Here is a 26,817-nt window from a genome sequence, read left to right as displayed (position 1 = left end):
CCTGAGCGTCTCAACCGTCTTTCCAGTCCGTCAGGCCAACCTCTGTTGCGCCGGTGAAGGGGTATTTACGGATTAGAATCCCTACCCGCAACCCCCATTTTGAAAAAACTTCACATTTCTCACTACTCTCTCATTTAAATGTTGTAAATCAATAGTTTAAACAGATATTTCGCGATTCCCATCGGCCATTTCAGGTGCAGGCTCATCAGAAGAAGAGGGTGAAATCTGCACTTTGGCTGGAATCGTCGACCCCGTCAGCAAACGACGACATCGATATCCGTCTTGAGTCACTCGATCGACGCGGGCGTACCGTTTCGCTGAATGTCGAAGAACACTTGGAAACTGACTTCAGGTCACAATTGTTTTTTTACTCAATTGACGCAGTCTCAGGTGAGCCTGGCTCGGATGGCGAACAGCGGACCGGCACAATAATGGTTCTGATAGTAGGGAAGCCAGCATGGAGTTCGACTATATCATCGTGGGCGGCGGTTCGGCAGGATCCGTTCTTGCAAACCGCCTCACCGAGAACCCGGCTTCACGCGTTTGCCTGCTCGAAGCAGGTGGGAACGGAAACGGCCTGACTGTCAGGGTGCCGGCAGCTGTCGTGGCAGCCCTTCCGGGACGACCCAAAATCAACAACTGGGCTTTTGAAACCATACCGCAACGCGGGCTGAACGGACGCCGGGGATATCAACCCCGCGGCAAAGCACTGGGTGGTTCGAGCGCGATCAACGCGATGCTTTATGTCCGGGGTCAGCGGCAGGATTACGATGGGTGGGCCGATCAGGGCTGCGACGGTTGGGATTGGGACAGCGTATTGCCGTATTTCAAACGGTCCGAGAACAATGAGCTTGGCGCAGACAGCTGGCATGGTGACAAGGGCCCGTTACAGGTGTCACAGCAAAAGGAACCTCGCCCGATCACCCGCGCGTTCATTGAAGCCGCGCGGCAACTCCAACACCGTCATACTGATGATTTCAACCGAGGCGATAACGAAGGTGTCGGGCTGTATCAGGTAACGCAGTTTCATGATCCGGCAAAGAATGGAGAGCGGTGCTCGGCTGCTGCGGGCTACCTGTTCCCGATTGCCAACCGTCCGAACCTGACGATCATTACACATGCCCATGCGAAAAGGCTGGTACTTCAGGGTAAGCGCGCAGCTGGCGTTGTTTTCAGGGTCAAAGGCAAAGAGGCAGACACCACCGTTACCGCCACTCGCGAAGTTCTGCTGTGCGCGGGAGCATTAAAAACACCGCAGCTGCTGCAAATCTCTGGGATTGGAGCAAGCGCTGATCTAGAACCGCACGGGATCGCTGTTCTCAACGAACTACCGGGTGTAGGGCGGAACCTGCAGGACCACCTCGACTTTACTCTGACCTACCGGACCAAAGACACGAACAACTTTGGGATCGGCGCAACAGCGGCAGTGCGACTGCTGAAGCACATCCATCAGTGGCGCAAGACCGGTGTGTCAATGGCGGCCACTCCGTTTGCCGAAGGCGCGGCGTTTCTGAAAACCTCACCCGAGCTGGAGCGCCCGGATATCCAGCTGCATTTCACCATCGCAATGGTCGATGATCACGCCCGCAAACTGCATTACGGTTACGGGTACAGCTGTCATATCTGCAAGCTTCGCCCGGAAAGCCGGGGAACCGTTGGCCTGAGCAGCGCCGACCCAATGGCAATGCCTGTCATCGACCCGGGATTTCTTGCAGATGCACGCGATCTGGACACCATGATCAAAGGCGCGCGAATGACGCGAGACATCCTGCAAGCGCCAGCTTTGGCCAAATATCGGCATAAAGAGATGTTCGGAACCGATACGGCCAAATCTGACGCCGATTGGGAGGGGCATATCCGCGCCCGCGCCGATACGATCTATCACCCGGTCGGCACCTGCAAGATGGGTACCGACGATCTGGCGGTTGTGGATCCCGAACTTCGGGTGCGGGGGATTGAGGGGCTGCGTGTAGTTGATGCGTCGGTGATGCCAACGCTGGTGTCGGGAAACACAAACGCGCCAACAATAATGATCGCGGAAAAAGCCTCGGACATGATTAAGGCAGCCGCGCAGTAAAGAACCTACCGGTCCTTCATCAGCGCCTCCAACCCCACCCGGTAGTTCGGGTAGATCAATTCGACACCCAACTCATCCTTGATCCGGTCGTTTCGGACGCGTTTGTTCTCGTTATAAAAACTGCGCGCCATCGGTGTCAGATCGGCCTCGTCAAATGAAACCGCCGGGGGCAGAGGAAGCCCCTGCAACTCGGCGGCATACCCGATGACATCCTGTGGCGGGACAGGCTCATCGTCGCAGACATTGTAAACACTGCCCGGATTCGGCCTTGTCATCGAGGCTTGCAGAACCTGCGCAATGTCATCCACGTGGATACGCGAAAACACTTGCCCCGGCTTGATGATACGCCGCAGCCCACCGCGTGTGAGCTTAGAGAACGGCCCACGGCCCGGGCCGTAAATCCCTGCCAGACGGAAGATGTGAACAGGCAGGCCCGGCACAGCCGCCCATTGCTCTTCAGCCAGCATGCGCCACTTTCCACGCTTGGCGGTCGGTGTTGGCGGGGTGTCTTCGTCAACCCAGGCGCCCTGGTGATCGCCATAAACAGCCGTTGTCGATAAATAACCCACCCAAGTGAACTGACTTGCCCGTTTTCGGATCTCGTCGCCCAGCGCCGCCAGTACCGGATCGCCCGCCTCGCCCGGTGCCGTTGAGATCAGCAAATGCGTCACCCGATCCAGATTTGGAACCTCACCGGGCCAGATCAGCGGGTCCGCGCCAGAGGCACGTATCGCATCTGTGCCTTCGCCATCTCGTGTGGTGCCAAAAATCTGCCAGCCTTTCGGGGCAAGAATTCGGGAAAGGGCCTGCGCAGAATAGCCGTGGCCAAATGAGAAGAGTGTCTTGGTCATGCACCGTTGATGGGCTTCAGCGCATCGGGATGCAAGCGCCGCATGGACGCACTTGAATCGAATCTTCTGATGCGCCTTTCTGTGGATATGAGCAAAAAGAAACCAGACCTGCATTCTGCCTACGCGCTGAGCTCTCCGGACGATAACAAACGCCTTTATGCGGAATGGGCCGGGGACTATGACGACAGCTTTGCCGCGCGTGAGGATTATCAGCTTCATACCCATACCGCGCGGGCGTTTGTGGGCGCGGGCGGTCAGGGGCCGGTTCTGGATGTCGGAGCGGGAACGGGCCTGTGCGGCGCGGTGTTGTCTGGGCTTGGTGTTGGCCCGATTGATGCCACGGATATCAGTTCAGAGATGCTGGAACAGGCTATGCGCAAGGATATCTACCGGGACGCGATCGAGGCTGACCTGACCCATGGCATCCCGGTTCCGCCAGACAGCTATTCCGGCATCGTGTCATCTGGCACGTTCACACATGGCCACCTGGGTCCCGAAGTGTTGCCTGCGCTGCTTCGCGTCGCACGATCAGGCGCTACGTTCGCCCTGTCAATAAACGCCCGCCATTTCGAAAAGATGGGCTTCAAGGGCAAGCTGCACGAACTGGAACAGGACCAGATCCGCAACCTGACCCTGCCCGAGGTTCGCATCTATGGCGATCTTGCCGCAGGACCCAATAAGGATGACACGGCCTTCATTGCATTGTTCGAGCGGGTTTAGTCCCCGGACAGAACCAGCCGCGTCAAGTGTACATCTGCTTTTTGTAGGCCCTCGTGCGTGTCGTCGCCTCGGCTGAGCCATCGTGATAGGTGCCAAACCACTTGTCGAACGGAATTTCGGATGTGCCGTAGTTGCACTCGAAATACCTGTGGTGGAGCTGATGAAAAAAGTCGCCCGCCCGCGCGGCTTCGGTCTCACCGGCCTTTAGCTTCTCGAACCCAGAATGGGACAGTATCGGGCTGACCTGCTGGAACGAGCTGTGAAACAACACATGCAGCGGATGGGAAGGCACGATCAGGTGGATGAAATACGTCGTGAAATACAGCATGTTTTCATACCAGTGATTCGAAATCCCTGACCATGGCCCGGTATTGACATTGCGGTGATGGACCGCGTGCACATGTTTATAAAGCCTGGGATGATGTTCCAGCCGGTGCACCCAGTAAAAATGCAGACCGGACCACATGGGAATAAACAACATCCAAACCACGAACCACACCGGCGAGCTGGCCCAGGTAATCGTCGGAACCCAGCCATTTGCCATCGCCCAGAAGATGACCCACTGGTAAATGGTCGCCACCGTCATGGCGCTGCCCAGCGTCCACCAGATGTTATCCCAGACCTGATTGCGGAATGTGAATGTTCCGTTGTCCCGTGTCAGGTCCCTGCGATCAAACTTTTTGTACATCCCCTGCCCTTTGCGCATGTACAGCCACCAGTGCAGGCTTCCTGCCACCAGAGTTTGCGGCACCATGTTCAGCAACCAGATCCGAAACATCCATCCGGGCGCAAAGCTTTTCATCGTCTCTAACGCAGGAAAAAAGAACGCATAGGCGATGACGGCCAAGGTCATGCACAGGGTCAGGGCGGTGATTTGCAACCACGCTCCGCTGTACCATTTCAGCACGGCCGCCGGACGTGGTGGCCAACTGAACAGCGGGTTGAGACCCACTGGCCCGTCGGGGTGGTAATGCCAGCGGGCAGCTTCAGGGTCCTGCGTGGAATCTCGCATGTCGGTCACTCTGTCTTGCATTCAGGTTGCGTAATCCGAGCCTTCTGCATCGAGTATTGCCTTGATCTCTCGCAGATGCGCTTCGGCTTGACCGGGGTAGTCGTCCAGTTCCTGTGCTGTTTTCTCGGCAATTTCATCCGACAGCACCCGCAGGGGCAGGCCTGTTTGCAGTGCCCGGATGTATGTTTCGGCAGCGCGCTCGAAATAATAGAGCCTGTTAAAGGTATCTGCAGGGTCGCTGCCGGTGATCAGAACCCCGTGGTTGCCCATGATCATGACTTTCTTCTTCGGATCAGCCAACATCCCGGCGCACCGCTCGCCTTCGCTTTCAAAAGCCAATCCGCCAAATTCTTCGTCAACAACGTAGCGGTTGTAGAAGGTCGCGGTGTTCTGGTCGATTGGCGGAAGTGTACTGTCGGCCAGTGACGCCAGAACAGTTGCGAAAATCGAATGCACATGCATGACGCAACGCGCGTGCGGGCAGTGGCGATGGATCGAGCCGTGCAGGCCCCAGGCCGTGGGATCAGGTGCGCCGGGCTGGGACATCACATCCGGATCGTTGGCGTTCAACAGCAACAGATCAGACGCGCGAATACGCGAGAAATGCGCCTGATTGGGGTTCATCAGGAACTGCGTCCCGTCTGCGTTCACAGCAAGACTGAAGTGGTTGGCAACGGCTTCGTGCATGTTCAGCCGGGCCGTCCAGCGAAAGGTTGCGGCCATGTCCACACGTTCTGACCAATGATCGATGTTGGGACGAAGGTTGGTGAGACTCATGTGACGCGTCCTTTGGTATCTGCGAATGACCAAAGCCTGCATTTGGTCCGGCAATTTGACCAACGAAAAAAACGCAACTATCCCATTAGCTAAACTTATGCCGGAGTTATGTCGATGCAAAACAGGCTTCCCCCGCTTGGCTGGCTGCGCACATTCGAAGCCGCAGCCCGCCATCTGTCATTCACCGGTGCGGCGCGGGATCTGAACATGACGCAAAGTGCGGTCAGTCAGCAGATCAAATCGCTGGAAGGTCATCTGGGTCAGCCACTGTTCCTGCGACGCCCGAAGGCGCTTGAGCTGACAGAGGCCGGAATCACCTATTTGCCGGTGGTGCGCGAGGCGTTTCGGACACTGATACGGGGCACTCAGGCGGTAACTGGCGCGCAACAGAATGCGGTCCAGGTGCAGTGCAACATCAGTTTCGCCGTGAACTGGCTGGCCCCACGTCTGCCACTATTTCAGGCTGAACACCCGGATGTTCAGCTGAACATCTTCACCGAGTTGTGGGAACCGCGCGAGATGGCTGAAGGCGCGGCAGTCGAGATCCGGTATTCCCTTCGACCCTCAGATACAACCCGGACAGAGATGCTGCGCTCTGAATATTACTATCCCGTCTGTGTTCCGGGGTATCAGGTGTGCCTGCAAGACCTTCAGGAAAAACCTCTGTTCGACTGTTCCAACCTGTTGACCAACTGGGCGACGTGGGCTGAAGATCAGGCTCTGAATTGGCAGAATCCGCCTATTACCTACGCGACAACCTATCTGGTTTGTTTGTCAGCTGCGATGGCCGGAGGTGGCCTGTGCCTGGCCCATGACACCATCGCAGGTCATTTGATCGATCAGGGACGACTAGTCGCACCATTTGAGCATCGCGCCCCGATGCCCGAGGCGTATTATCTGCTGCTCTCCCCTCAGGCCGAGGACACGTCCGGAGCGGTTACCTTTGCGAACTGGATACGACGAGAATTCGGGTCCGAAACGTAAACCCGGACGGGTTCCTGCGCGCTGTCGGCACCTATGTCAGCTTTCGATGACTGAGTCGGGCAGATTTGCAGAATTGTGATCCGTCGGCAGTAGTAAAGAACCGGGGTTGCGCCCGCGCGCGCATTCGTGAAAGTTGAGCCATGGAAAACACACCCTTCCCAACTTGGCCCGATGTCGCCCCCCGATTGATCGCAGTTGCTGCCGGACGTGAGGCAGCAGATATGGTAATAAAGGGTGGGACTTGGGTAAATGTGCACAGCCGCGAACTGCTGCCGAACCATTCAGTTGCAATCGCTGCAGGCCGTATTGCATTTGTCGGTCCCGACGCCTCGCATTGTACCGGACCAGAGACACAGGTTGTCGACGCGCAAGGCCGCTTTATCCTGCCCGGCTTATGCGACGCGCATATGCACATCGAATCGGGGATGCTGACCCCTGCCGAGTTTGCCCGCGCAGTTATCCCCCATGGCACAACCAGTATGTTCACCGACCCGCACGAGATCGCCAATGTGTTGGGGCTGGACGGTGTGCGCATGATGCATGACGAAGCAATGATGCAGCCGGTCAACATCTTCACTCAGATGCCGTCCTGCGCGCCCTCTGCACCGGGGTTAGAGACGACAGGCTATGAAATCACCCCCGAAGACGTGGCCGAGGCGATGAATTGGCCCGGGATCATCGGCTTGGGGGAAATGATGAACTTCCCCGGCGTGATTCATGGAGATCCCAAAATGCTGGCCGAGATTGCGGCCACGCAGCGGGCAGGCAAGGTCGTCGGCGGACATTACGCATCCCCTGATTTAGGGCCTGATTTCGCGGCTTATGTGGCTGGTGGACCTGCCGATGACCACGAAGGCACCTGCGAAGCGGATGCCATCGCACGGGTCCGTCAGGGAATGCGGTCGATGATGCGGTTGGGTTCGGCCTGGTATGACATTGAAAGCCAGATTACCGCGGTCACCGAAAAAGGTCTGGATGCGCGCAATTTCATCCTGTGCACGGATGACTGCCACTCTGCCACGCTGGTCAATGATGGGCATATGAACCGCGTCGTGCGCCACGCGATTGCCTGCGGCTGTGACCCGCTTGTGGCCGTGCAGATGGCGACGATCAACACCGCCACGCATTTCGGTCTGGAACGCGAGATCGGATCGGTCACGCCGGGACGACGGGCAGACATCATCCTCAGCTCTGACCTGACCGAATTGCCGGTCGAACTGGTCATAGCGCGCGGGAAGGTTGTTGCGGAAAACGGGGTGATCAAGGTTGATTGCCCCCACCTGAACTGGCCCGACAAGGCTCGTCGCACCGTTCATCTGAAGCAGGAACTGGCCGCGTCCGATTTTGAGATCGCGGCGCCGAAGGGTGCAAACAAGGTAAGGGCCAACGTCATTGGCGTGGTAGAAAACCAGGCCCCCACTAAAGCCCTGAAAGCCGAATTGCCGATAATCGGCGGGCTTGTTGAAGGTGAGGGTGACGTATGCCAGATATCACTGGTCGAACGACACCGGGCGACAGGGGGCGTCACCAACGCCTTTGTCTCGGGGTTTGGATATCAGGGAAAAATGGCCATGGCCTCGACCGTGGCGCATGACAGTCACCACATGATCGTCGTCGGCACGGACCGTGAACAGATGGCGCTGGCCGCGAATCGACTGGCCGAAGTGGGTGGCGGCATCACGATCTTCCGGGACAGCCAGGAACTGGCGATGGTCGAACTTCCCATTGCCGGTCTGATGTCCGACAGCCCGGCCGCTGAAGTTGCGGCCAAGGCGGACAGGATGGTTCAGGCTATGCAGGAATGTGGCTGCAATCTGAACAACGCGTATATGCAACATTCGCTACTGGCGTTGGTCGTCATACCGGAACTCAGGATCTCTGATCTCGGGCTGGTTGACGTGCGCACATTCGAAAAAATTGATCTTCTGGAACCCTTGGCATGACGACACTCCTGACACCTGAAGCCCTTTCGCCAGAACAGTTCACCGATCCCGCAGCCGCAGTAGCGCGACTGGAGGAGCTTTACACTCAAGCAACGGAATTTCTGTGCGACAGCTTCTCGAAGGTACTGCAAGGTGGTGCGCCAACTGCCAGATACAGAGCCTATTACCCAGAGATTCGCATAAAGACATCGACCTATGCACAAGTCGACAGCCGCCTGAGTTTTGGGCATGTGTCAGAGCCCGGCGTTCACGCTACAACCGTGACGCGCCCGGATTTGTTCCGATCCTACCTGACCCAGCAGATTGCCCTGTTGATCAAGAATCATGACCAACCGGTGACGATTGCAGCGTCGGACACACCGATTCCGGTGCATTTTGCCGTGGCAAATACGTCAGATCTGGTTGTGCCGCATCAGGGTGCGGCTGCTTTCACCCTGCGTGACGTGTTTGACGTGCCGGATCTGACCACCACGAATGACGACATCGTCAACGGTGTGCATGAAAATGAAGACGCCGTCGGACCTTTGTCGTTGTTTACTGCCCAGCGGGTCGATTATTCACTTGCGCGGCTGGCACATTACACAGCGACAGATGCCCGGCATTTTCAGAATCACGTTCTGTTCACGAACTATCAGTTCTATGTCTCGGAATTCGAAAACTACGCCCGCGAACAGTTGGCTGATCCCAGCAGCGGGTACACCAGTTTTGTCTCGACCGGGAATGTCGAGATCACGGAGCCAGACGCAGAAATCGAGCAGCCGCTGAAACTGCCGCAAATGCCAACCTATCATCTGAAGCGTGAAGACGGTTCGGGTCTTACTTTGGTGAACATCGGTGTCGGCCCGTCGAATGCGAAAACAGCAACCGACCATATCGCGGTTCTGCGCCCACACGCGTGGTTGATGGTTGGCCATTGCGCCGGGTTGCGCAACACGCAGGCATTGGGCGATTTCGTTCTGGCCCATGCATATCTACGTGATGACAAGGTTCTGGATGATGACCTGCCAGTCTGGGTGCCCATCCCGCCCCTGGCCGAGGTTCAGGTCGCGCTGGAACGCGCCGTGGCCGAGGTGACCGAGCTGGAAGGGTATGAACTGAAGCGGATCATGCGGACGGGAACAGTTGCATCGGTCGACAATCGCAACTGGGAACTGCGCGATCAATCCGGACCGGTTCAGCGCCTCAGCCAGTCGCGGGCCATCGCGCTGGATATGGAAAGCGCCACAATCGCCGCGAACGGCTATCGCTTTCGCGTTCCTTACGGCACTTTGCTGTGCGTGTCGGACAAGCCCCTGCACGGCGAACTGAAACTACCGGGCATGGCGTCTTCCTTTTATACCACTCAGGTCGGGCGTCATTTGATGATCGGGATACGCGCTATGGAGCACCTGCGCGGCATGCCGTTGGAGCGTCTGCACAGCCGGAAATTGCGTTCCTTCGACGAAACTGCCTTCCTCTGACGCAAAAAAGCAACGTTTTCCCCATATTTTTAGGGGTTTCTGCGCTACTATTCGTTGTGTTTGGCCACAATATCCCGTTACAGTTACGCGGTGAGGCCCTATAGATCGGGCACGTTAAGGAGACCAAGAAATGGCAAAACCTATGACAAAGACTCAGCTGGTTGCTGCTCTCGCTGAGGAAATGGGAACCGATAAGAAATCCGCGAACTCTGCGCTTGAGGCCATCACCGGCCTGATCACGCGCGAAGTTTCCGCAGGTGGTGCAGTGACCCTGCCCGGTGTCGGCAAAATCTACTGCCGCGAACGCCCCGAGCGTCAGGTCCGCAACCCGGCAACCGGTGAAACCTTCACCAAAGAAGCCGACAAGGTTGTGAAAATGACCATCGCGAAAGCACTGAAAGACAGCGTGAACGGCTGATCTCAAGCGCTTGGAACCATGTAAAGGGGTGGCGGTTACGCGGCCCCTTTTTTTGTGTCTAAACTTTACATCCTACGGCCCGCGCAATTATGTGATAAGGCATCAGGCTGTAACTAAAGGCTACAATCCAACACTGGATGTTCTTGGAACGTTTTTTACGGACAACCCTTTGATTTCCTGCTTGGCCCGCTAAATCCCAGTTCTATGGAACAGGATATAACCTTCACGCGACTGCCCCTCGTCTCAGCACCTGAGATACTGGCGCATATGAGAAATCCAATTCTTGCCGAACACATGCCTCTCCTGACGCAGGATTGGGATGAGGAAACAGTCGCCGGTTTCATTCACGCGAAAGAGTCGTGTTGGGCGCGGGACGGCCTAGGTCATTGGGCAATTCTGCACCGCGGGCAATATGTAGGATGGGGTGGTTTTCAAAAAGAAGGTGAAGAGTGGGATTTCGGGCTGGTCCTTAAGCCCAGTGCATTTGGACTGGGTGCCAAAATAGCGCGTCAGGCCATCGCATTCGCAAAGCAGGACAATCGTATTCCGTTCGTGACATTCTTGCTGCCGCCTTCACGCACGAAACTGCGCGCAATGACTAAACTCGGCGCGTATTTTGTTGGGCAAGTAGACTACTCTGGCCACAGCTTCCTCAAATATCGTCTCGACACGGAATGAGGCGCGAACCGGGCAGCGCCAAAACACGGCTGCGGGCCTCGATGTCGAGGCCCGCTTTTGTTTTGGTAGGTTAGAAACAATCAGTGAATCGTCTCAACCTTGTGGAAGTCCAGATCGCGATCTTCCGGCATGGCGTCGATACTCATCACCTCTTTGCGCTTGGTGACCAGGATGTAGACCACGCAAGCCAGGTAGAGACCGACTACGACGGCTCCGATCCACTGGATTTGCAACCACTGACTCTGGAACAGCAGCGTCAGCACAAACAGCAGCGCGACGTTGCCAGCGACATAGGTCGCCTTGCCAAACCGCTCGGCGGTCATGTTCAGGTTGTCCGTATAGAGCCTAATCAGCGAGTCCAGCGAGTTGATCACAAACGTCACGCCCACGATTACCATCGCGATATTGGTGATGCCTGCGGTGCTGATGCCGTTCAGGTGATAGTAGTAGAGAACGGTGAACCAAATCCCCAGCGGGATCGACGGGAAGATCAACAACGCCGCCAGCAGCTGCCAGGTCTTCAAACCGCCCACAAAGCGCGAAGTAAACTGGCCAATCATGATTGACCACGCAAACCACCAGAACAAGTAGAAGGCATGATAATCGGTCAGCGGCAGGACAAATTTGTGCACATTGATGAAATAGGCACCAATGTTACTGCCGGTTTCGATAAACCCGGTCATTCCCATGCCAGCTGCCGCCCACATACCCAGAATCAGTGCAAGGAACAGAAAGGTCGAACCGACCGACAGGATGCGCACATATTTCAAATCGGTCGACGAGTATGCCGCCGCCAGAATGACCACAAACACGATGACGTAGAAGGTGGTAACGACAGATTCTCCATCTCCGACCTCTGGCAGATAGCCAGGCAGGTAGATCAGGAACAGGCTGGCGGTAAAGGCGCAGGTGCCGATGATGACGACGTTGTTGATCAGCTTGACCAGCGGAATCTCAAAGAAGTTCACGCGCGGTTCGATCACGCAGAAATAGAAGGCTGTCAGGAAGTAAAACGCCCAGATCAGAAATCCCCAGAAACCGAACTCGATCGCCAGTGGATTGGCAAAGGCATAGGCCGGATCTTCGGCATAGCCACCAAATTCTGTCAGCGGGAACATGATCAGGCCAACATCCAGACCGGACGTAAACAGGATCGCGATGAACGTGAAAAGGTGGACAGGTGTAACGCCAACGCAGCGCAGGTTCCACCACTTCACTACGAAGAACGCGACTAGGCCCAACGCCAGCAGAACGCCAAAAGATAGAATGTACTCCAGAAGCACCGACAACCCTCCCTTGATATGTCAGATCCCGGAGCCGATAACTTTAATTGTTCAGTCAATCAATAAAAACATCCTTGTGACTTTCGTTGCATCACGGATGTGTCTTTTTTGACGCGCAGCGCTTGCGACCCATCGGAAAATCGGGGACAGTCCGCGCAAAGTGACAGGGGGTCTCCATGGATCTGCGCGCCATAGCCATGGGGCTTACTTTTGCCCTGATCTGGTCGTCTGCCTTTACCTCGGCGCGGATCATCGTGGCAGACGCCTCTCCTTTGTTTTCGTTGGCTCTGCGGTTTTTGATCTCAGGGGGTCTGGGGGTTCTGATTGCCCGGGCGATGGGGCAAAGTTGGCACCTGACCCGGAACCAATGGCGGGCAACGATCCTGTTCGGAACTTGCCAAAATGCCCTTTATTTGGGTCTGAATTTTTACGCGATGCAGACGGTTGAAGCCTCGGTCGCGGCGATTATCGCGTCCACAATGCCCTTGCTGGTGGCGCTGGCAGGGTGGCTGATTTTTGGCGAGAAACTGCGCCCTCTCGGGATTTTGGGATTGTTTGCCGGATTCACTGGCGTCGCCCTGATCATGAGCGGCCGGATCAGTGCTGGTGTCGACATTTTCGGCGTCGCGCTATGCGGCATCGGAGCTTTGGCGCTGACCTTTGCCACCCTCGCGGTTCGCGGCGCGACTTCGGGCGGTAACTTCATGATGGTCGTGGGTCTACAGATGCTTGTAGGCTCAGCCATGTTGTTCGTGGCCGCGCCGATCTTTGAGACCATTTTCATCCACCCGACGCTGCCACTGGCCTTGGCGTTCACTTACACAACCCTGTTTCCTGGGCTGCTAGCCACGCTGATCTGGTTCCTTCTTCTGGATCGCATCGGCGCGATCCGCGCAGCCACGTTCCACTTTTTGAACCCGGTATTCGGTGTCACGATAGCGGCCATATTGCTGGGCGAGAAACTGGGCGCGATGGATGCAATTGGCGTTACAGTCACGACACTGGGTATTCTTGCTGTTCAACTGTCACGCCAACCTGCCGGCAAAACGACTTCGGCCTAACACAAGGGCCTATCTGTTTGCGTCAGACCGACCGCACGTCTGTGAGAGCTGTTTGAAATATCGCTTTGCTTTCTAGTCGGCAGCCCCCAGATAATGGCACAACCGTCAAATCAGCCGGAGGATCCATGACACGTTACACCAAAGACCCCACGGTTATTGCGGCACTTTCGCCCGAAGAATTTCACGTCACCCAACGCAACGGCACCGAACGACCGGGGACAGGCAAGTATTTGGAGAACAAGGAACCGGGTATCTACGTGGACATCGTGTCAGGCGAACCGCTGTTTGCTTCGACCCACAAATACGAATCCGGATGTGGCTGGCCCAGCTTTACCAAGCCGATCATCCATGAGCATGTGGAAGAGTTTCGCGACACGACACATGGTATGATCCGGACCGAGGTTCGATCGAAACACGGCGACAGCCATCTGGGGCATGTCTTCCCCGACGGCCCGCGAGAACATGGCGGCCTGCGGTATTGCATTAACTCGGCCTCGCTCAGGTTCATCCATCGGGATGAGATGGAGGCTGAAGGTTACGCCGAATTCCTGATCCACGTGGAGGAAATCCAATGACTGAACAACGTGCTGTACTGGCCGGAGGCTGTTTTTGGGGTATGCAGGACCTGATCCGCAGGCGGCCAGGCGTCTTGCGGACCCGGGTGGGCTACACCGGAGGCGATGTGCCCAACGCCACCTATCGCAACCACGGCACCCACGCCGAAGGGATCGAAATCTGGTTTGACCCATCGCTGATCAGTTACCGCGACCTGCTGGAATTTTTCTTCCAGATTCACGACCCGACCACTGTCAATCGGCAGGGCAACGACCGAGGAATGAGCTATCGTTCAGCGATTTACCACGTCGACGAAGCCCAAAGAGCAACCGCCCTGGATACTATCGCAGACGTGAATGCCAGCGGCTTGTGGCCGGGAAAAGTCGTAACCGAAGTCGAACCCGTCGGCGATTTCTGGGAGGCCGAACCCGAGCACCAGGATTATCTTGAGCGCATCCCGAACGGATATACCTGCCACTTCCCACGCCAGGACTGGGTTCTTCCCAAACGCGCCAGCGCCGCAAAATAATGCACCACCTGCCCGGCCCCTCTGAACAAGTCAGAGGGGCTAGCCCGCCGCAACCCGCGGTCGCCCGCTAGCCTCGACCGTGATCATTGCCTCGACAAACACATCATTGGCTTCGACCCGCGCGGTTTTGATGTCGCGATCCACGATCACGCGGATATCTTCTGCACCAGCTTCGCGCACCGCGCCTTCAGCTTCCGACCTCAGAACATTTTCCAGCAAAGCCAGCGCATCTTCTGATGCGGAAAAATCCTTGGGCCCGCCCTCGAGATGTACACGATACCGCCCTTCGGCGGGACTTGTCACCGTGCCCGATCGCCGTAAGGTCACCCGCCCCACGACGGCACCAATCGCATTGGCTACACCCGCATGTTCTGGCAGGATCATTCGGCAGTGCAGCCGTTCACCGACCGCCGGGTAATAGCTGGCGGCTGACGCCCCAAGCCCCACAACATCAACGTTCAAGGCTGCAGTCAGCGACAACAAACCGCGATGCTGCGCCAATCCGCGCTGTGTCAGGATATGCCGCGCCAGCTCCTGTGACGGCAGCCCGAAACTGTCCGGTTCCTCATCAAAAGCAGCCTCTAACAAGGTCAAACTGGTCTGTTTTGTCAACTGGTCCACGATCATCTGCGCCAGCGCTTCAGGGGAGTTTGCCAACATATCCCCGGACCCGACCCGTTTGCGCGCGACCAGTTCAAGAGCCTTACGGGCGGCATCCGCATCCCAGGCATCCACCCGCCCCAGTACATGGCTGGCATCCGACGGTGTCACGCCCGAGATCTGAACGATCCCGCGATCCACCAACCGGGTCAATGCGCCGCTTTCCATTCGGGACCGAAGCAAAGAACCAATCGGCAGAACCTGATCTCCCAACCGCTCTAGCAGGGCTTCTTCGCGTACATCTATACCGTCGTCATGTATTCCCGGCACGCGACGGGCAAAGCGCGTATCGTGCTCACCCACCGTCGTGGCCCGCAATTGCTCGTCCAGAATGGCATGAACGATCTCGGGCGCTTCCGAAGCGATCAAGGATACCGGAAGAACGCGGCGCGGCCCCAGAAACACACCGCCCTGCAATCCCTCGGTCACGACATGCACCTGACTATCACCTCCAAGGCCATGGGTGCGCATCGCAACGGCCTCGACCATTGTGCGGAACCCGCCTACTTGTGCCCCGGCCGAGTCGATCGCGGGCTTGCCGTCACGGATCAACGCCACGTCAGTTGTCGTACCGCCAATATCCGACACCAACGCATTCTCTGCGCCGGTCAACCAGCGCGCGCCTACAATTGACGCGGCAGGTCCGCTCAGGATCGTTTCAATGGGGCGTTCACGCGCCTGTTCAGCACTCATCAACGCCCCATCACCGCGCACGACCATCATCGGGGCCATTATCCCCAACTCGCGCAGCTGGTCCTGCGCCCGCCCGATCAAACGGTCGATCATCCCGATCAGCCGTGCATTCAACACGGCCGTCACGGCGCGTTTCGGCCCGTTCAGCTTTGCCGACAAGTGATGCGAACATGTGACCGGAGCCCCGGTTCTTTCCAAAACGATCCGTGCGGCTTCCAGTTCATGCGCGGGATTTCGTGTGGCAAACTGAGCGGCTATGGCAAAGCCTGAAATGCCCTTATGAGAGCCTAAAAATTGCTCCAGCGCTGCAATATCCAATGGCGCAGCTTCGCTGCCTGAATGGGAATGCCCACCAGACATAACCAGGGCCGGGTCCCCTTTTAACGCGTCCTTCAAACCGTGCTTTTCAAGGTCGCTGTCTTTGAATCCGATATAGATCAACGCAACGCGCCCGCCCTGCCCTTCGACCAAGGCATTTGTCGCCAATGTCGTGGACAAAGAGGCCATTGAAATCTGATCCGGCGTAACTTTTGCCTGCTCCAGAACGGCAGAAATCGCCTTGCCTACACCAATTGCCAGATCCGCGCGTGTGGTCAAGGACTTGGCTGAGGCTATCACCTCTTTTTCATCCCGGACCAGTACCGCATCGGTATAGGTTCCACCCGTATCCACCCCCAAAGCCAGCGCCATCGGGTTCTCCTTACTGTTCGCTGCAGATTGGTGTAGCGATTGGGGCCGACACGTCCAGCCTGTTTGCGGCAATTACAAAAGTTGTTCCACCGCCCAGCGCGCTGCGTCGGCTACGGTTTCATCCGGGTCATCTGTCAAACCCTGGGCCGCAGCCCTCAAATTCGGGTGCCCCGAGTTTCCAATGGCGTAAAGCACGTTGCGCACAAACCGGTCGCGCCCAATCCGTTTGATGGGTGAGCCAGAGAACTTCGCTCGGAAAGAAGTATCATCAAGCGTCACCAGCTCTTCCAGCGCAGGCGCCGCCAGATCTTCGCGCGCGGCATAGCGTATGTCACTTGCGGCAACCGCAAACTTGTTCCACGGGCAAGCCGCCAGGCAATCGTCACAGCCGTAGATTCGATTGCCCAGCTTTCCGCGGAGTTCGGGCTCCACAGGGCCTTTATGTTCAATGGTCAGATAGGAAATGCACCGCCGTGCATCTAATTGATACGGGCCCGGAAAGGCGTCCGTGGGGCAGCTGTCCAAACAGGCCCGACAAGACCCGCAGCGATCAATCTCAGCAGGATCTGCGGGTATATCCAAAGTTGAAAAAACAGAGCCTATGAAGGCCCAATTACCCCATTCTCGGCTGACGAGGTTTGTGTGTTTCCCCTGCCAACCCAACCCGGCAGCCTGCCCCAAGGCTTTCTCCGGCACGGGTGCAGTGTCAACAAACACCTTAACCTCGCCGCCCGCCACGGCAATCAGCCACCGCGCCAGGCGCTTCAGTCGCTTCTTGACCAGATCATGATAGTCTTTGTTCTGCGCATAGACAGAAATCGCCCCGTGGCCGTGTTGCTGCAAGACGTCTGTCGGATCATGTTCCGGCGTGTAACTCTCTGCCAGCATGATCACTGATCGCGCCTCGGGCCAAAGGGCCGCAGGATCACCGCGCCAATGCGTCCGCTCCGCCATCCACCCCATCTGCCCATGATACCCGGCGTCCAGGAATGCGGCCAGACGCTCGGGAACCTTTGGAACATCCCACGGGCGGCAGACACGGCACGCAACAAACCCCTCTGCAAGGGCCTGCTGAACCAGCTTTTCCTTCAAATCCGATCCGCTCTTCATCTGGCCAAAAATATCCTCGGGGGGAATCGCGCATCTGCGCGATGGGGGGCAGACAGCCCCCCTGGCGTACCCTATCAGAAATCCAGATCAGCGTAATGGGGCGGCGGCCGGAACCCTGGCACCTGATCCGCCAGAATGGACCGAAATGCCGGTCGAGACTTGATCTTGGCATACCAGTCCTTGACCACCTGGCTGCGGTTCCAGTCCACGTCCGAGATGTAATCCAGCGAAGACAGGTGCGCCGCCGCCGCGAAATCAGCCAGTGTCATCTGGTCACCGGCCAACCACCGGCGGTGATCCAGCAGCCATGCCATATAATCCAGGTGGTACTTGATCGCTTTGGCACCCAGCTTGACATTCTTGCTGTCCGGATAGCCTTGACCCGTCACTTTTTTGTTTACCCGTTCGTACAGCAGCTTCGACGTCACCTCTTGGTGGAATTTGTCGTCAAACCAGCCGACAAGGCGCCGCACTTCGTATCGGGCTTCGGGGCTTTTTGGCATTAATGGCGGTTCGGGACGGGTTTCCTCGATATATTCGCAGATCGCCGCGCTTTCCGACATCATTTGCCCGTCCAGACGCAATACTGGTACTTTGCCCGCAGGGTTTCGGCGCAAAAAGTCGGGGTCTTGCTCCCAGTATCGCTCTTCGACAAGCTCAACCTCAATCTTCTTTTCCGCCAGAGACAGCCGAACCTTGCGGCAATACGGAGAGAGGGGAACATGAAACAGACGCGCCATGGGCTTCCAATCGAACCAGTGAGTACCCGACAGATTTAGCCTTTGCAGGCGATGGGTTTCAATCCTCGAAACAATCTGCGCGACCATCTGCGCGGATGGTGGCCGCCCCATCCAGAATAGATGCCGCCCGCCTTCGCGTTCGCGCCGTCGGGTCAGTGACCGATCTGTTGCGCGGTGACGGCAGAATGGCGGCAATCCGCGCCGCCTGAACCGAGGTAAGCTTTGAAGCGCTGGTGTTGAAATAACGTTGCGCAGCAGCCTCGACCCCAAAAACGCCATTCCCGGTTTCAGCAACATTCAGATAGACCTCAAGGATGCGCTGCTTGCTCCAGAAAATTTCGACCACAGGAGTGATCGAAGTTTCCAGCGCCTTGCGTATCCAACTGCGCCCTTGCCAAAGAAATACGTTCTTTACCACTTGCTGTGTAATGGTCGAGGCGCCGCGATTTCCGCCGTCCTCAAGCGCATCGCGAATGGCCTCTACGTCAAATCCCCAGTGCAGGCAGAAATTTGCATCCTCTGCTGCCACGACCGAACGCGCCATGATCGGGGTCATTTCTTCGATCGGCACCCATTCGCGCTCAACCTTTCCCAATCGACGCCATTCCGACCAGATCGTATGTGTTACAGGTGGGTTCACAACCGAATACAACAGGATTATCGCAAGCAAAGCTCCGGCAGTTGCCGCAACCACACGAGTCAGCCAACGGCGAATCTGGCGCACCGTTGGTGATTTCCTATTGGATGCCTTGTTTTTCTTACCGCTTGATTTGCGGGCTGCTTTCTTCGCCATACCTCAGCTATACGACGCGCGGTCCGGGTTTGAAACGGCCTAAATCGCGAAGGCACGCGCTTCGCGCGGGTGAACAACCGGGCGTGCGGTTTCCACCGACATCGGATCATGACCTGCCAACTCAGGGAACAAGTGCAAGACCTCGCTCTGCGTTTCGCGGTCCGAGGCCGACAACGCATGCCCCGGATAGTAGCTTTCGCTTTTGCCACCATTGGCAATGACGATCTCGTGCTGCTTGAACAAAAGGTGGAAATACTCCACCTCGCCACCTTCCACCCGGGTCACCGATTTTCCGTTGACCAGAGCATGTGCGGGAATCAGCGCTTCAGCGTGCCCGGACAGGTACGAGGCCCGCCAGTCTTCAACCAGCATCCGATGCTGAGGCGAAACAAGCAGCGGACGATCCAGGTCGAATACCCCGGCCTCAAACCGGATCGGGGCCAGCTTTCCTTCGGCCGCCACTACTGTACGCCCAACCCAGATCAAAGGCTGGGGGCCATGATCCACTGTGGTGACCAGATCACCGACTTCAAGATTTTCTACCGCGCGTTCCCCATCCGCGGTCATTATCATCGTGCCCGGTGTGAAACAGGGTGGACCCAGATTGCCGACATTCAGTGGCCCCTGTGTGTTGACGAAGGTGGCTGAAACAAATGTTCCCGGCTGCAGGACCTGACCGTCTGTCGGTGTGAATACCCGAGATCCGTCAGCCAGATAAAACGTGGTGCCTGTATAGGTTACGTTCCCGACGCCCGCCACGTTGATGGTAACAGTGTCCCCCGGCCAGGAATTCGTGACGTCCTGACCGTTGACGGTATCGCCACTTGGCGCATCGATTTCGTTGTCATCATCAGCATCGACTAAAGTGAAACTGCTAACAGCGACTGCCGTTCCCGCAGGCGGCGGGTTTGCTGGATCGAAAGTATAAAACTGATCCTGATACGGTGTTGGCATCCGGTTGCCCCTGTCTGCTTATCATCTGGCGCCTAGATCGGCCCATGATTGTCGCCTGAGTGTGAAGAAAGATTGGCGATTTTCGGATAAACGGGCAAGACCTGCACTGAAACGTCGTTAACATACGAACCCCGCGTGGTGCAAATGACACGCGGGGCCTTGAGAGACAAAAGGTTTCGGCTTATTCCGCCGGAACTGCTTTGGCTTCAACACTCAGCGGGTGGCTGAGTTTGTTCAGCATTTCCTTTGGGCAAACCTGCAGGAAGTTGCCTTTTTCCACATCCCAATGCTGAAGAATATCAGCAGCCTTGCGGCTTTGCGATTCAGCAGCATGGCGCATGATGAGCGTTTTCAGTTGCTCTTCCCAGTGGTCCACAGTGACCGGGCAAGTGACCAGCGTTTCCCTGTTCATCAGCGCCTCGGCCTTGCCTTCGGGATCATACAGATAGGCCATTCCGCCTGTCATGCCTGCACCAAAGTTGGCTCCGATCGCTCCAAGGATAACGGCAACACCGCCGGTCATGTATTCACACCCGTTGGAACCGCACCCCTCGACAACAACCTTGGCGCCAGAGTTCCGGACCGCGAACCGTTCACCGGCGCGACCGGCCGCGAACAGGTACCCGTCGGTGGCCCCATAAAGAACCGTATTGCCAATGATCGTATTGTCATCTGCTTTCAGCGGGCTGACCTGTGGTGGGCGCACGACGATCATGCCGCCGGACAGGCCCTTACCGACATAGTCATTGGCATCGCCCGACACTTCCAGCTTCAGACCAGGGGCCGCAAAAGCTCCCAGCGATTGCCCGGCAGAGCCTTGCAACTTCACATGCAGATGGTCGTCCTGAAAGGTGTTCCGCATCCCGAAATTCTGCACAATATGGCTGGACACACGGGTTCCAACGGTCCGGTGCGTGTTCTGCACGGCATAAGACAGCTGCATCTTTTCACCATCCTTCAGGAACCGGGCCGCATCACGAACGATTTCGGCGTCCAGCGTATCCGGCACCGCGTTGCGCTCTTTGTCGCGGTTGTAGACAATGTTATGTGCCCCATCGACAGTGATCAGCAGCGGATTGAGGTCCAGATCGTCCAGATTCGCCGATCCCCGGCTGACCTGAGCCAACAGGTCGGCTCGGCCGATGATCTCGTCAACCGAGCGCGCACCGAGGCTGGCCAGCAACTCTCGCACTTCCTGGGCATAGAAAGTGATCAGGTTCACCACTTTATCCGCATTGCCGGTGAACTTGGCGCGCAGGGATTCATCCTGCGTACACACGCCCACCGGACAAGTGTTCGACTGACACTGACGCACCATGATACAACCCATGGCGATCAGCGCGGCGGTACCGATGCCGTATTCCTCGGCCCCCATCATCGCGGCCATGACAATGTCGCGCCCGGTACGCAGACCACCGTCGGTCCGCAGGGTGACGCGATCCCGCAGGTTGTTCATCGCAAGAACCTGATGCGCCTCGGTCAGGCCCATCTCCCACGGCAAACCGGCATATTTGATCGAGGTCGCAGGCGACGCGCCTGTACCGCCATTGTGACCCGAAATAAGGATAATATCCGCTTTCGCTTTGGCTACACCGGCAGCAATCGTGCCAACGCCCGAGGACGCAACCAGCTTGACCGTCACCTTGCAGCGCGGGTTGATCTGCTTCAGATCGTAGATCAGCTGCGCCAGATCCTCGATCGAATAGATATCGTGGTGCGGCGGCGGTGAGATCAGCGTCACGCCCTTGGTCGAATGACGCAGGCGCGCGATAAGGTCAGTAACCTTCATACCCGGCAACTGGCCACCCTCACCGGGTTTTGCACCCTGAGCGACCTTGATCTCAAGCTCCTCACACTGGTTGAGGTATTCCGCAGTCACACCGAACCGACCTGAAGCCACCTGTTTGATCTTGGCCGAAGGGTTGTCACCATTGGGTTCAGGCACGAAATGCGCCGGGTCTTCGCCACCTTCGCCACTGTCGGATTTCGCACCGATCCGGTTCATCGCCACGTTCAGTGTTTTATGAGCTTCTGGCGACAATGCGCCCAGCGACATACCTGGTGTGACAAAGCGTTTGCGGATTGAGGTGATCGATTCCACCTCTTCGATCGGCACCGGCTTGCCCAGTGGTTTGAAATCCATCAGGTCGCGCAGATGGATCGGCGGGTTCGATTGCATCTTGGCAGAATACTGTTTCCACAGCTCATACGAGGCCTTGTTGCAGGCCATCTGCATCATGTGCATCGAGGTCGCTTCCCACGCGTGGGTCTCGCCCGACTTACGCGCCTTGTAGAAACCACCGATGGGCAGCACATCCAGACCGCTGTTCCAGCCCTTGGCATGAATTTCCTCGGCCTTGGCCTGAATACCTTTGATGCCTATGCCCGAGATACGGCTGGTCATTCCGGGGAAATACTCGGCCACCATTGCACGGCTGAGGCCAACGGCCTCAAAGTTCAGACCACCGCGATAAGACGAAATGACCGAGATGCCCATCTTGGCCATGATCTTCAGCAAGCCCTGATCGATCGCCTCGCGATAGCGCGCGACGTTTTCGGTCAGGCTTCCGTCCAGCAAACCGCGGTCGATACGGTCAGCCAAAGAATCCTCGGCCAGATAGGCGTTCACCACAGTCGCGCCACAGCCGATCAGAACGGCAAAGTAATGCGGGTCTACACATTCAGCCGAACGGACGTTCAACGAACAGAAGGTCCGCAAACCCTGACGCGTCAAATGGGAATGCACAGCGCTGGTCGCGAGGATCATTGGTATCGCAATCCGATCCTCGCCCGACCGCATATCAGACAAGACGATATGCCCGGCACCGGATCGCACCGCCTCTTCGGATTCGGCTCTGATACGGGTCAAAGCCGCGCTTAATGCGCCTTGACCAGCCTCGAAGCTACAGTCGATTTCCGCCAGCGGCGCATCGAAGTTCTCAACCAGCTTGTCCCATTGCGCGTTACCGACAAAGGGGCTTTCCAGAACCACGATCTCGGTCTGGCTGCTGTCTTCGTCCAGCACGTTCTTGAGGTTGGCAAACCGGGTTTTCAGCGACATCACGCGGTATTCACGCAAGCTGTCGATCGGCGGGTTGGTCACCTGGCTGAAGTTCTGACGGAAAAAATGGCTGAGCGGGCGGTATTGTTTTGACAAGACAGCCGAGGGCGTATCATCACCCATCGATGCCAAGGCTTCCTTGCCGTCTTCCGCCATCGGAGCAAGGATTTGTTCCAGCTCTTCCACCGAGTATCCCGCAGCAATCTGGCGCTTGCGCAACTCGCCACCCGCAAAGATCGGCGCTTCGGCCACACCCGCAAGCGTTTCGTCCAGATCGTTTATCTTGCCAACCCATTCGCCAAATGGCAGCGCGCGGGCCAGTTTGTTCTTGATTTGGGTATCGCGGTACAGCTTGCCCTTTTTCATGTCGACCGCCAGCATCTGACCCGGCCCCAACGCGCCTTTTTCGGTCACGGTAGCTTCGTTGATCGGCACCATTCCGGCCTCGGATCCTGCGATGACAAGGCCATCGCCAGTCACAACGTACCGCATGGGGCGCAGCCCATTCCGGTCCAGGCCGGCGCAGACCCAGCGCCCATCCGTCATCGCCAGCGCGGCCGGGCCATCCCATGGTTCCATCACCGAGTTGCAGTAGGAATACATGTCGCGCCACGCTTGCGGAAGTTCGACCGCCTGCTTGGACCAGCTTTCCGGAACCAGCATGGTTTTTGCCATTGGGGCAGACCGCCCCGCGCGCACCAGCACTTCGAAAACCGAGTCTAATGCCGCAGAATCTGACGAACCACCTGCGATGATTGGCTTGATATCTTCAGCATAGTCACCAAAGGTTCCGCTGGCCATCCGGATCTCATGGCTTTTCATCCAGTTGACGTTGCCCTTGAGGGTGTTGATCTCGCCGTTGTGGGCCAGCATGCGGAATGGCTGCGCCAGCCACCATTGCGGAAACGTGTTGGTCGAATAGCGCTGGTGGTAAATCGCGAATGCCGATTCAAAGCGTTCGTCCATCAGATCGGGATAGAATACAGCGACCTGTTCGGCCAGCATCATACCCTTGTAGATGATCGACCGGCAGGACAGCGACGCAAGATAAAGACCCGAGATACCCGACACCAAGGCCGCTTTTTCGATGCGGCGACGGATGACATAGAGCTCGCGCTCGAAAGTTTCTTCGTCCACACCCTTGGAGTTCGAGATCAGGATCTGCTCAATCTCGGGGCGGGTTGCGTTGGCCTTTTCTCCCAGGCAAGTCACATCGACCGGCACGTGTCGCCAGCCATAGATGTAGTAACCCATACGCAGAACTTCGCTTTCGACGATGGTCCGGCACCGCTCCTGCGCGCCGAAATCGGTGCGGGGCAGGAAAACCTGACCAACAGCAATCAGTTCATTCAGCTTGGGTTCATGACCCGTGCGGCGAACCTGATCATAGAAGAAGGGAACCGGAATCTGCACATGGATGCCTGCGCCATCGCCGGTCTTGCCATCCGCGTCCACGGCTCCACGATGCCAGATCGCTTTCAGGGCATCGATCCCGGCATCCACCACCTTGCGCGACCGTTTGCCATCCACGGACACAACGAGGCCTACACCGCACGAAGAATGCTCTTCTGCTTCGGAATAGAGACCATTTTCGGCCATCCACTTGCGTTTTGCTTCTTCTGCCCGCACCCAATCGGCATCATATTTGGTCATTGGCTGTCTCCTTCGTCAGAGGGGGAATACATGGCTTCGACCTCGGCTTTGGTCATTTGCCGACGTTCACCTGCGAACGCGTATCCCTCGGGCTTTTTGTCGATATAAAGTTCAAGTTTCAGCGGGTTACCTGCTGCATTTTCAAACAGGCCAGCCGCCATTTGTGTCTGTCCGTGCATCTCACCTGGCAGCGTGATCCGATACCAGAGCGAGGATCCGCAATCGCCGCAAAAAGCACGTTCTGCCCAGTCGGACGAGGTAAATGTCTTGACCGGGCCCAACGCGGCATAGCCCTCTTTCGCCTGAAACGTCACCAGCATCGAGCTCGTCCACCGACGGCATTGGTCACAGTGACACGCCCCCAGCGCATCCCGCGCTGGTGTAGCTGTTACTGTGACCGCACCACACATGCATTGGCCTTGAAGTTCCGACATTTCGAACCCTCCTGAAAGCTGGGGTTATTCCGCCGCGAAGGCTGCCCTGGCGTTGAACCGGTCGATGATCGCGTCGGCGCAGTCGCGCCCGTCACGGATCGCCCATACGACCAGTGAGGCACCGCGCACAATGTCCCCGATCGCGTACACACCTTCCATTTCGGTTTCCCCGGTCTGGAATGCTGCCCTGACCGTTCCCCATCGGGTGACGGGCAGGTTGGGCTGCCCGAACAGGGTGGGCAGGTCTTCGGGTTCAAAACCCAGCGCCTTGATCACCAGATCGGCGTCCTCGACATAGTCCGCGCCTTCGATCACTTCGGGGGCCTGGCGACCAGATGCATCGGGTTGCCCCAGACGCATCTTCTGCACGATCACGCCGGAAACCTTGTCGTCACCTGTGAATCCCTTGGGCGCACTGAGCCATTCGAATACCACGCCTTCTTCCTCGGCGTTCTGTGTTTCGCGCTGCGAACCCGGCATGTTTGCCCGGTCACGACGGTACAGGCATTTGACTGACGTCGCGCCCTGACGGATCGACGTGCGTACACAATCCATCGCGGTGTCACCACCACCGATCACGACAACCTTCTTGCCCTCGGCATTCAGCCGTCCGTTGTCGAAATCCTCAACAGTGTCACCAAAGCTTTTACGGTTTGATGCCGTCAGGAAATCGATTGCCTTCTCGATCCCGGCAAGACCACTGCCCGGCATGGACAGATCCCTCGACTTGTAAACGCCCGTCGCGATGATGACCGCGTCATGCTTGGCGTGAATTTCCGCGAATTTGGCAGCGTCCACGTCGCAGTTCAAAACGAACTCGACACCGCCGTCAGCCAACAGGTCGTTGCGCCGCTGGACGACTTCTTTTTCAAGCTTGAAGCCCGGAATGCCATACATCAGCAACCCACCCGCACGGTCGTAGCGGTCATAGACCGTGACCTGAATACCGGCCCGACGCAGCATGTCTGCCGCGGCAAGACCGCCCGGCCCGCCACCGATGATGCCGACGCTTTCACGGCGCTCTGTCGCAGGGACCACTGGTTTGACCCAGCCTTTGTCCCACGCGGTGTCGGTAATGTACTTTTCGATCGTGCCGATGGTGACCGTTCCGTGGCCGGATTGTTCGATCACGCAATTTCCTTCGCACAAACGGTCCTGCGGGCAGATGCGGCCACAAATCTCGGGGAAGGTGTTTGTCGCCTGGCTGGTTTCGTAAGCCTCTTCCAGCCGTCCCGTTGCAGTCAGCCGCAACCAGTCGGGAATGTTGTTATGCAGCGGGCAGTGCGATTGACAGTAGGGCACACCGCATTGACTGCAACGGCTGGCCTGTTCTGCCGCTTTCTCGGCGGCGAACTCGGCATAAATTTCGTTAAAGTCTTCTCTGCGGTCATTGGCGGCACGCTTTTCCGGCATGACGCGGTCGATCTGCACAAATTTCAGCATCGGTTGCTTGGCCACGGGTCAGACTCCATGAATTGGCTTGGTTGGATTTCTTTATGCGATGCGCAAACGGATGAAAAGTCATATATGCTGACCTATTGTGAGAATTTTCCACCCGCTCACTCGAAATCTGTGAATTCTTAAAGGAATTTTAGGTACGATTCGGACCTATATGAAGACTTTCCTTTTCCCCACCACCCTTATAGCCATACACCACATAAAAAACGTGGCGGCAGCACGG

At 57.1% G+C, this 26,817-nt stretch carries 22 protein-coding genes; 10 read left to right on the top strand and 12 right to left on the bottom strand.

Annotated features, from left to right (window positions below):
- The first annotated feature begins 457 nt into the window (after positions 1-457).
- Positions 458-2,077 carry a GMC family oxidoreductase gene (locus tag ACR0BZ_RS13880; RefSeq protein ID WP_480920501.1) on the top strand — a complete coding sequence of 540 codons (1,620 nt, stop codon included), beginning with the start codon at positions 458-460 and terminating at the stop codon, positions 2,075-2,077.
- A 5-nt stretch (positions 2,078-2,082) separates the two neighbouring features.
- Here ACR0BZ_RS13880 and ACR0BZ_RS13875 read toward each other — a convergent pair whose 3' ends face one another.
- On the bottom strand, positions 2,083-2,928 hold the full coding sequence (locus ACR0BZ_RS13875) for an SDR family oxidoreductase (RefSeq protein WP_480484604.1): 846 nt from the start codon (positions 2,926-2,928) through the stop codon (positions 2,083-2,085).
- 87 nt (positions 2,929-3,015) lie between these two features.
- Between ACR0BZ_RS13875 and ACR0BZ_RS13870 the strand changes: the two genes are divergently transcribed.
- Positions 3,016-3,648 carry a class I SAM-dependent DNA methyltransferase gene (locus tag ACR0BZ_RS13870; RefSeq protein WP_480487107.1) on the top strand — a complete coding sequence of 211 codons (633 nt, stop codon included), beginning with the start codon at positions 3,016-3,018 and terminating at the stop codon, positions 3,646-3,648.
- A 22-nt stretch (positions 3,649-3,670) separates the two neighbouring features.
- Here the strand turns inward: ACR0BZ_RS13870 and ACR0BZ_RS13865 are convergent, their stop codons facing one another.
- Complete coding sequence (locus ACR0BZ_RS13865; RefSeq protein ID WP_480547266.1) at positions 3,671-4,660, bottom strand: sterol desaturase family protein; 990 nt, start codon at positions 4,658-4,660, stop codon at positions 3,671-3,673.
- A 21-nt stretch (positions 4,661-4,681) separates the two neighbouring features.
- Positions 4,682-5,437: a class II aldolase and adducin N-terminal domain-containing protein gene (locus ACR0BZ_RS13860; protein ID WP_480487096.1), complete on the bottom strand. Its 756-nt coding sequence runs from the start codon at positions 5,435-5,437 to the stop codon at positions 4,682-4,684.
- Positions 5,438-5,551: 114 nt separating this feature from the next.
- On the opposite strand from ACR0BZ_RS13860, the gene ACR0BZ_RS13855 reads away from it, so the two are divergent.
- From ACR0BZ_RS13855 to ACR0BZ_RS13835, 5 genes are all read left to right on the top strand, one after another.
- Positions 5,552-6,421 (top strand): LysR family transcriptional regulator, encoded by an 870-nt coding sequence (locus tag ACR0BZ_RS13855; protein WP_480920500.1) that lies wholly within the window; start codon positions 5,552-5,554, stop codon positions 6,419-6,421.
- Between the two features lie 140 nt (positions 6,422-6,561).
- Positions 6,562-8,364, top strand: a complete 1,803-nt coding sequence (gene ade / locus ACR0BZ_RS13850) for an adenine deaminase (RefSeq protein ID WP_480920499.1) — start codon at positions 6,562-6,564, stop codon at positions 8,362-8,364.
- Positions 8,361-9,824 carry an AMP nucleosidase gene (locus ACR0BZ_RS13845; RefSeq protein ID WP_480920498.1) on the top strand — a complete coding sequence of 488 codons (1,464 nt, stop codon included), beginning with the start codon at positions 8,361-8,363 and terminating at the stop codon, positions 9,822-9,824. Before ade ends, ACR0BZ_RS13845 begins: the two co-directional genes overlap by 4 nt.
- A 130-nt stretch (positions 9,825-9,954) precedes the next feature.
- Positions 9,955-10,242: an HU family DNA-binding protein gene (locus tag ACR0BZ_RS13840; protein WP_117871130.1), complete on the top strand. Its 288-nt coding sequence runs from the start codon at positions 9,955-9,957 to the stop codon at positions 10,240-10,242.
- A gap of 204 nt (positions 10,243-10,446) precedes the next feature.
- The gene (locus ACR0BZ_RS13835) at positions 10,447-10,920 is read left to right on the top strand and encodes a GNAT family N-acetyltransferase (RefSeq protein WP_480474614.1); all 474 of its coding nucleotides are present in this window, start codon (positions 10,447-10,449) and stop codon (positions 10,918-10,920) included.
- 80 nt (positions 10,921-11,000) lie between these two features.
- Here ACR0BZ_RS13835 and ACR0BZ_RS13830 read toward each other — a convergent pair whose 3' ends face one another.
- Positions 11,001-12,197: a BCCT family transporter gene (locus ACR0BZ_RS13830; protein ID WP_480920503.1), complete on the bottom strand. Its 1,197-nt coding sequence runs from the start codon at positions 12,195-12,197 to the stop codon at positions 11,001-11,003.
- Between the two features lie 182 nt (positions 12,198-12,379).
- On the opposite strand from ACR0BZ_RS13830, the gene ACR0BZ_RS13825 reads away from it, so the two are divergent.
- The 3 genes from ACR0BZ_RS13825 (at position 12,380) to msrA (ending at position 14,348) form a co-directional block, all read left to right on the top strand.
- Positions 12,380-13,264: a DMT family transporter gene (locus tag ACR0BZ_RS13825; protein WP_480920497.1), complete on the top strand. Its 885-nt coding sequence runs from the start codon at positions 12,380-12,382 to the stop codon at positions 13,262-13,264.
- 125 nt (positions 13,265-13,389) lie between these two features.
- Positions 13,390-13,839, top strand: a complete 450-nt coding sequence (msrB, locus tag ACR0BZ_RS13820) for a peptide-methionine (R)-S-oxide reductase MsrB (RefSeq protein ID WP_209506998.1) — start codon at positions 13,390-13,392, stop codon at positions 13,837-13,839.
- Positions 13,836-14,348: a peptide-methionine (S)-S-oxide reductase MsrA gene (msrA, locus tag ACR0BZ_RS13815; RefSeq protein WP_480920496.1), complete on the top strand. Its 513-nt coding sequence runs from the start codon at positions 13,836-13,838 to the stop codon at positions 14,346-14,348. The genes msrB and msrA overlap by 4 nt, the downstream gene beginning before the upstream one ends.
- A 39-nt stretch (positions 14,349-14,387) precedes the next feature.
- Here the strand turns inward: msrA and ACR0BZ_RS13810 are convergent, their stop codons facing one another.
- From ACR0BZ_RS13810 to ACR0BZ_RS13775, 8 genes are all read right to left on the bottom strand, one after another.
- Positions 14,388-16,391 (bottom strand): hydantoinase/oxoprolinase family protein, encoded by a 2,004-nt coding sequence (locus ACR0BZ_RS13810; protein ID WP_480920495.1) that lies wholly within the window; start codon positions 16,389-16,391, stop codon positions 14,388-14,390.
- A gap of 72 nt (positions 16,392-16,463) precedes the next feature.
- On the bottom strand, positions 16,464-17,501 hold the full coding sequence (gene queG, locus ACR0BZ_RS13805; RefSeq protein ID WP_480920494.1) for a tRNA epoxyqueuosine(34) reductase QueG: 1,038 nt from the start codon (positions 17,499-17,501) through the stop codon (positions 16,464-16,466).
- 74 nt (positions 17,502-17,575) lie between these two features.
- Positions 17,576-18,241, bottom strand: coding sequence for an FtsZ-binding protein FzlA (fzlA, locus tag ACR0BZ_RS13800; RefSeq protein ID WP_480920493.1), 666 nt, complete (start codon positions 18,239-18,241; stop codon positions 17,576-17,578).
- Between the two features lie 58 nt (positions 18,242-18,299).
- Complete coding sequence (gene mtgA, locus ACR0BZ_RS13795) at positions 18,300-19,034, bottom strand: monofunctional biosynthetic peptidoglycan transglycosylase (RefSeq protein ID WP_480506935.1); 735 nt, start codon at positions 19,032-19,034, stop codon at positions 18,300-18,302.
- Between the two features lie 39 nt (positions 19,035-19,073).
- The gene (locus ACR0BZ_RS13790) at positions 19,074-19,988 is read right to left on the bottom strand and encodes a Hint domain-containing protein (protein WP_480920492.1); all 915 of its coding nucleotides are present in this window, start codon (positions 19,986-19,988) and stop codon (positions 19,074-19,076) included.
- Positions 19,989-20,169: 181 nt separating this feature from the next.
- Positions 20,170-24,702, bottom strand: a complete 4,533-nt coding sequence (gene gltB, locus ACR0BZ_RS13785) for a glutamate synthase large subunit (RefSeq protein ID WP_480920491.1) — start codon at positions 24,700-24,702, stop codon at positions 20,170-20,172.
- Positions 24,699-25,136 (bottom strand): GFA family protein, encoded by a 438-nt coding sequence (locus ACR0BZ_RS13780; protein WP_267363158.1) that lies wholly within the window; start codon positions 25,134-25,136, stop codon positions 24,699-24,701. Before ACR0BZ_RS13780 ends, gltB begins: the two co-directional genes overlap by 4 nt.
- A 24-nt stretch (positions 25,137-25,160) precedes the next feature.
- Positions 25,161-26,594, bottom strand: coding sequence for an NAD(P)-dependent oxidoreductase (locus ACR0BZ_RS13775; RefSeq protein WP_480920490.1), 1,434 nt, complete (start codon positions 26,592-26,594; stop codon positions 25,161-25,163).
- Positions 26,595-26,817 lie beyond the last annotated feature (223 nt).

The sequence above is a fragment of the Ruegeria sp. P8 genome (assembly GCF_056534665.1).
Note: the sequence above shows the minus strand (reverse complement) of the source record. Positions and strands in the feature narration are given on the sequence as shown.